The organism is Mesorhizobium sp. M7A.F.Ca.CA.004.06.1.1 (genome assembly GCF_003999135.1).
Classification (GTDB): Bacteria; Pseudomonadota; Alphaproteobacteria; order Rhizobiales; family Rhizobiaceae; genus Mesorhizobium.
Map to the genome: position 1 here is coordinate 1 of NZ_RZPQ01000306.1, position 6,388 is coordinate 6,388.

The following is a 6,388-nucleotide window of genomic DNA, read 5'->3' on the forward strand; positions in this document are numbered from 1 at the left end:
GTGAGCGGTTGCCATGAAAGTCGGGCAGCACATGCAGCCTTGCGGCGAGGTTGTCGCCCTCGGTGGCGCGCAGCTCGGCGACACGCCCGGCGATCTTCGCATGCATGGCGGCATCCGGCTCGCCGCCGGCGCCGTGCCAGCGGATGATGTGGTCGAGCAGGGCGCCGGTCGCCGACTGGCCGCCTTCCGACAGCCACAGTCTCGGCAGCGCCGCGCCGTAGTATGGCCCCCAGACGCCGGCGAAAGGCTGCGGATCGGGCGACATCGCCATCACGCAGCTCGATGTGCCGGCGATCAGCGCCAAATGCCGGCCGATGTCCTGTTCGTCGCCGGCAAAGCCGCCGAGCACGCCAAGCGCGCCGGCATAGGCATCGATGACCCCGGCGCCGACCCGGCATTTCTCGCTCAGCCCAAGCTCGGCCGCCGCTTGCGCCGTCAATCGACCGATATCGGCGCCGACCGGGCTGGCTTTTTCCGGCAGGCTGCCGTGCTCGAAAAGATCGTCGAGGCCGACGAGTTCGAAGAAATCGCGCCGCCAGCCTGTCTCCTCATGCGCCAGATAGGTCCATTTGGCGGTCAGCGTGCATTGCGAGCGGGCCAGCGAGCCCGTCGCTTGCCAGGTCAGGAAATCGGTCAGGTCGAATAAATAGCCGGCTTCATTCCACGTCCGCGGCAAATTGCGCTTCAGCCACATCAGCTTCGGCGTCGCCATTTCCGGCGACATGACGCCGCCGATGTAATTCAGCACGGCGTGGCCGCTTGCCGTGCATTCGTCGGCCTCGGCGATGGCGCGGTGGTCGAGCCAGACGACGGTGTCCCAGCGCTTGTCGCCGGTGACCGAGACGCTGAGCTGGCCGCCTTGCCGGTCGCGCACCACCAGCGAACAGGTGGCATCGAAGGAGATGCCGACAATGTCCTCAGGCTCGACACCGGCTTTTTCGCGGGCAGCGCGCACGGCGGTGCAGACGGCCGACCAGATATCGCGCGAATCATGCTCGGCGTGATCGGGCTTCGGCTGGTTCATGGCGATCGGCCGCTCGGCGCGGCCGAGCAAGGTGCCTGTGGTGTCGAGAATGCCCGCGCGAGCGCTCCCGGTGCCGACATCGACCGCGCAAACGAACTGTTTCGTCAAGATGCTCTGTCTCTCGCTCCCAGGCCTGCAATCAGATCGGGCAATTGCAGCATGTCAGCGAATATAAAGTCCGGCTCACTCGACGCAAGCCGCGCTTTCAAGGTCGGGTTGCCGGCATGCGAGCCGCCGGTGAAGGCAAACACGCGCATCCCCGCCGCGCGCGCAGCAATGATGCCGGCCGGGCTGTCCTCGACGACGAGGCATTTGCGCGGATGAGCCCGCATGCTGGCGGCGGCATGCAGGAACAGATCCGGCGCCGGCTTTCCCTTGGCCACCATGGTGGCACTGAACAGGTGCGGCTCCATCAGCCCAAGCAATCCGGTGACGTCGAGCGCGTAGCGGATGCGGTCGAGCGTGCCCGAGGACGCGACACAGAACGGCAGCCCAAGCTTCGGCAGTATCTTCTTGACGCCGGCGATCGGCTTCAGCTCCTCGCGGAATTTGCGCATCAGTTCGACGCGCATCTCGGTCAGGTGCAGGTCTGTGATATCGAGCCCGAAGTCGCGGCCGAGGATCTCGCGCACGCTTTTCATGCTCCTGCCGAGGAAATGCTCGTAGGCGGCATCCTCACTGACGCTGCCGCCGGCGACTTTGACCATGCCGAGCAGCGCCGAGACGGAGAGCGCCTCGCTGTCGACCAGCACGCCATCGCAGTCGAAGATGACCAGTTCAGGCGTCATGGCCGAGAATGGCTCTCAGAGCTTGCCGGCGAGGTAGCGCGTCAGCGTCGCGCGCGCGCCATTCGCCCACAGCACGTTGAGCGCATGGGCGAAGGCCTCGACAAACGCCGTCGCGCGGCCGACATCGCCATAGATGTCCTCCATGGCAAGCCAGGCGGCGGGAGCATCCTTTGCCGCTTTTGCCGTTGCCTGCAGCCGGCCCCAGCTCGGATCGTTGGGCTCGATGACGGCGCCGCTATCCGTCGTGCCGAAGCAGTAGCGGCACCATAGCGCCGATTCCAGCGCCAGGCCCGCGACGCTCTTTCCGGCCTTCAGCCGGTCGGCGATGGTCGGGATGATGAATTTCGGCTGGCGGTTGGAGCCGTCGAGGCAGAGCCGGCGCACCGTGTCGCCGATCTTGGGATTGGAAAAGCGGCTCTCGATGAGCTGGTAATAATCTTCCAGGACCGTGTCCGGCACCGGCGGCACGGTCGGAATGATTTCCTCCCGTTCGAGCTTGGCCAGAAACCCGCTCACCAGCGGCTCCTGCATCGCCTCATGGACGAAATGGATGTCCATCAGGCCGGCCGGATAGGCAATCGTCGCGTGGCCGCCATTGAGGATGCGGATCTTCATCAATTCGTAGGGCGCAACGTCTTTGACGAACTGCACGCCGACCTTTTCCAGCGGCGGCCGGCCGCCGGTGAAATGGTCCTCCAGCACCCATTGCCGGAACGGCTCGCAGAACACCGGCCAGTTGTCCTCAAGGCCAAAGTCCTTGGCGAGGATGCCGCGTTCGCGGTCGGTGGTCGCCGGCGTGATGCGATCGACCATACCATTCGGGAAGGCGACATGCTCGCTGACCCAGTTCGCCAGATCCTCGTCGATCAAACGGGCCAGGCCGATGACGCCGTCCGAGGTGACATGGCCGTTGTGGGGAATGTTGTCGCACGACATGACCGTGAACGGCACGGTGCCTTCATCGCGCCGCCGCACCAGCCCGGCAAGGATGATGCCGAACACCGTCTTCGGTGTCGCGCCGGGCTGCGCATCGGCGAGGATGTCGGGGTGGGTCGGGTTGAACACGCCGGATGCCGGATCGATGAAATAACCGCCCTCGGTGATGGTCAGCGAAACGATCTTGATCGCCGGGTCGGCCAGCCGTTCGATGATGCCGGCCGCATCGCCGGGCATCAGGAAGTCGATCATGGCGCCGGTGACCCGGGCGCTCATATGGCCGCTGTCCTGCTCGACCACCGTGGTCAGCCAGTCCTGCTCTTCCAGTTTGCCGCGGCCGATCTTTTCACCGTCGAACACGCCGGCGCCGATCAGTGCCCAGTCATGGCCGACGCCCGAATTGAACAGATCGTCGAGATAGACGGCCTGATGCGAGCGATGGAAATTGCCGACTCCGAAATGCACGATGCCGGCCTTCAATGTCGCGCGGTCATACTTCGGGCCGGCGACCTCAGCGGGCAGTTTGGAGAGGTTTGAGGACGAGAGTTTCACGGTCATCTGTTTTACCCTTTGGCCGAATCTAGGCCTTCGTTACGCTCCTCTCCCGGTTGGGGAGAGGATAAGGGGTGGCACTGGCTACGCGCCCGCTGATGTCGGCCTCTGCTCCCCGCGGAGGGACGAGGAGCAGAGGCCGTCCCCCGCCCTCAACTCATCCACTGGCCGCCATCGACATTGTAGGTCTGGGCGACGATGTATTCGGCGTCGCTGCTGGCGAGAAAAACCGCCATGCCGGTGAGGTCCTGCGCCGTGCCCATGCGGCCATACGGCACTGCCTCGCCGACCAGCTTCTTCTTCTCGCCCTTCGGCCGGTTCTCATATTTGGCGAACAGCGAATCGACGTGATCCCAGTGCTCGCCGTCGACGACGCCAGGGGCAATCGCGTTGACGTTGATGCGGTGCTTGATCAGGTCGAGCCCCGCTGACTGTGTCAGCGAAATGACGGCGGCTTTGGTGGCGCAATAGACGCCGACCAGCGCCTCGCCGCGTCGTCCGGCCTGGCTCGCCATGTTGATGATCCTGCCGCCCCGGCCAGCGGCGATCATCGAGCGGGCGGCTGCCTGCAGCATGAACAGCGTGCCGGCGACATTGACGGAAAACAATTTATCGTAGCTTGCCTTGGTGATCTCGACGATCGGTGCCAGATCGAAAAGAGCGGCGTTGTTGATCAGGATATCGAGGCCACCGGTCTTCGTCTCGACGGCTTTCACCGCCGCCTCGATGGAGGCGAGGTCGGTGACGTCGAGCTTGACCGCATAGGCCTTGCCGCCGATCTCGGCGGCCGTCTTCTCCGCCGCCTCGAGATTGATGTCGGCTATGGCGACGGTGGCGCCTTCGCCGGCATAGGCTTCGGCGAAGGCTCTGCCGATGCCGCGGGCCGAACCTGTGATCAGCGCGGATTTGCCGGCCAGCCGCATGTTCAGATTGCCTTCCCGTCGGCGCCGAAGCGATGCAGCTTGGCCTTGTCGGGCGTCAGATAGATGGTGTCGCCATGATGGACGCCGAGTTCGCCGTCGGCGCGCACCGTCAGCGGGCCGACGCCATCGGCCTGGACATGCAGGAAGGTGTCGGAGCCGAGATGCTCGGCGACGCCGACGACCGCCTTCCATTCGCCCGCTGTGGTCGAGATCTCCAGGTGTTCGGGACGGATGCCGATGGTCTTGGCGCCGTTTTTGGCAGCCGGCGTGCCTTCGATCAGGTTCATCTTCGGCGAGCCGATGAAGCCGGCGACGAACAGGTTCTTCGGCGTCTTGTAGAGCTCCATCGGCGAGCCGACCTGCTCGATGTTGCCGGCGTTCAGCACGACGATCTTGTCGGCCATGGTCATGGCTTCGACCTGGTCGTGGGTGACGTAGATCATGGTCGTCTTGAGCTGATGGTGCAGCTCGCTGATCTCCAGCCGCATGGTGCCGCGCAGTGCCGCATCGAGATTGGACAGCGGTTCGTCGAACAGGAAGGCGGTCGGCTGACGCACGATGGCGCGGCCGATGGCGACGCGCTGGCGCTGGCCGCCGGAAAGCTGGCCGGGCCTGCGTTCGAGATAGTTGGTCAGGTTGAGCACGCGCGCGGCGTCTCCCACCTTCTTGTCGATGGTCGCCTTGTCCTCGCCGGCCATCTTCAGCGGGAAACCGATGTTCTTGGCCACCGTCATGTGCGGATAGAGCGCATAGGACTGGAACACCATGGCGAGCTTGCGCTTGGCCGGTGCCTCGCCGGTGACGTCGCGGCCGTCGATGTTGATGGAGCCGCCGCTGGTGTCCTCGAGCCCGGCGATCAGCCGCAGCAGCGTTGACTTGCCGCAACCCGACGGGCCGACGAAGACGACGAACTCGCCATTCTCGATCACCAGGTCGAGACCGGGGATGATGGACGTCGCTCCGAAGGATTTGGAGACGTTCTTGAGCGTGATGTTTCCCATGATTTCCTCCCCGAGGGGTTATTTCTGCCGATTGCTTCGGGCAATTCCGTTACTTCACCGCGCCATCAATTATTTGACCGCACCAAATGTCAGGCCGCGCACCAGCTGCTTCTGGCTGAACCAGCCCATGATCAGGATCGGCGCGATGGCCAGTGTCGAGGCGGCCGAGAGCTTGGCCCAGAACAGGCCTTGCGGGCTGGAGAACGAGCTGATGAAGGCGGTCAGCGGTGCTGCTTCCGTCGTCGTCAGCCGGATCGTCCAGAACGCCTCGTTCCAGGCTAGGATGATGTTGAGCAGCATCGTCGAGGCGATGCCCGGCACCGCCATCGGCGTCAGCACATAGACGATCTCGTTCCACAGCGACGCGCCGTCCATGCGTGCCGCTTCCAGGATCTCGCCCGGTATTTCGCGGAAGTAGGTCTAGAGCATCCACACCACGATCGGCAGATTGATCAGCATCAGCATGATCATCAGGCCGATCCGGCTGTCGAGCAGTCCTGTGTCGCGGAAGATCAGGTAGATCGGGAACAGCACCGCGACCGCGGGCATCATCTTGGTGGACAGCATCCACATCAAGATGTCCTTGGTCCGCTTGGTCGGCGAGAAGGCCATCGACCATGCCGCCGGTATGGCGACGAGCAGGGCCAGGATGGTCGAGCCGACCGAGAGCAGCACCGAGTTGAAAAAGAATTTGAAGTAGCCGCTCTGCGCCTGAACCTCGGCATAGCTCTCGAACGTTCCCGACGGGATGATGCTGAAGCCCTGGATGGCTTCCTGCTCCGACTTGAACGAGGTGATGATCGTGTAGAGGATCGGGAAGAAGATCAGCAGGGCGACGATCCAGGCGGCAACTGTCGCAATCGTCTTGTGCTGGGTGGTGACTGAGCGTGCCATCGTAGCCTCCCTTACTTGTCCAGGTTCTTGCCGACGGCGCGCATGGCGAAGAAGGCAACGATGTTGGCGAGAATGACGGCGATCACACCGCCGGCGGATGCCTGGCCGATTTTGAACTCCAGCAACGCCTTCTGGTAGACGAGGAAGGGCAGGTTGGTGGAGGCGTATCCCGGGCCGCCATTGGTGGTGACGAGGATCTCGGCATAGACGGAGAGAAGGAAGATCGTCTGGATCAGGATGACGACCGTGATGGCGCGCGACATGTGCGGC

Annotated in this window: 5 protein-coding genes and 2 pseudogenes; all 7 read right to left on the reverse strand. The window is 63.9% G+C overall.

The features are described 5' to 3' along the window. Window positions 1-1,132: FGGY family carbohydrate kinase (locus EN906_RS18605; RefSeq protein ID WP_127375294.1), on the reverse strand; the 1,132-nt coding region annotated here is incomplete at its 3' end. After that, complete coding sequence (locus EN906_RS18610) at window positions 1,129-1,812, reverse strand: HAD family hydrolase (protein ID WP_127268441.1); 684 nt, start codon at window positions 1,810-1,812, stop codon at window positions 1,129-1,131. The genes EN906_RS18610 and EN906_RS18605, both read right to left, overlap by 4 nt. A 15-nt stretch (window positions 1,813-1,827) precedes the next feature. Then, entirely contained in the window at window positions 1,828-3,306 is a 1,479-nt protein-coding gene (locus tag EN906_RS18615) for a mannitol dehydrogenase family protein (protein ID WP_127272483.1), read from the reverse strand. Window positions 3,307-3,452: 146 nt separating this feature from the next. Further along, a complete protein-coding gene (locus EN906_RS18620; protein ID WP_127268861.1) occupies window positions 3,453-4,223 on the reverse strand; it encodes an L-iditol 2-dehydrogenase in 771 nt (256 codons plus the stop codon). 2 nt (window positions 4,224-4,225) lie between these two features. Beyond that, on the reverse strand, window positions 4,226-5,224 hold the full coding sequence (locus EN906_RS18625) for an ABC transporter ATP-binding protein (protein WP_127272484.1): 999 nt from the start codon (window positions 5,222-5,224) through the stop codon (window positions 4,226-4,228). Between the two features lie 69 nt (window positions 5,225-5,293). After that, window positions 5,294-6,118 (reverse strand): annotated as a pseudogene (locus EN906_RS18630) (carbohydrate ABC transporter permease). A gap of 11 nt (window positions 6,119-6,129) precedes the next feature. Continuing rightward, window positions 6,130-6,388, reverse strand: a pseudogene (locus tag EN906_RS18635) (sugar ABC transporter permease); the annotation flags it as partial.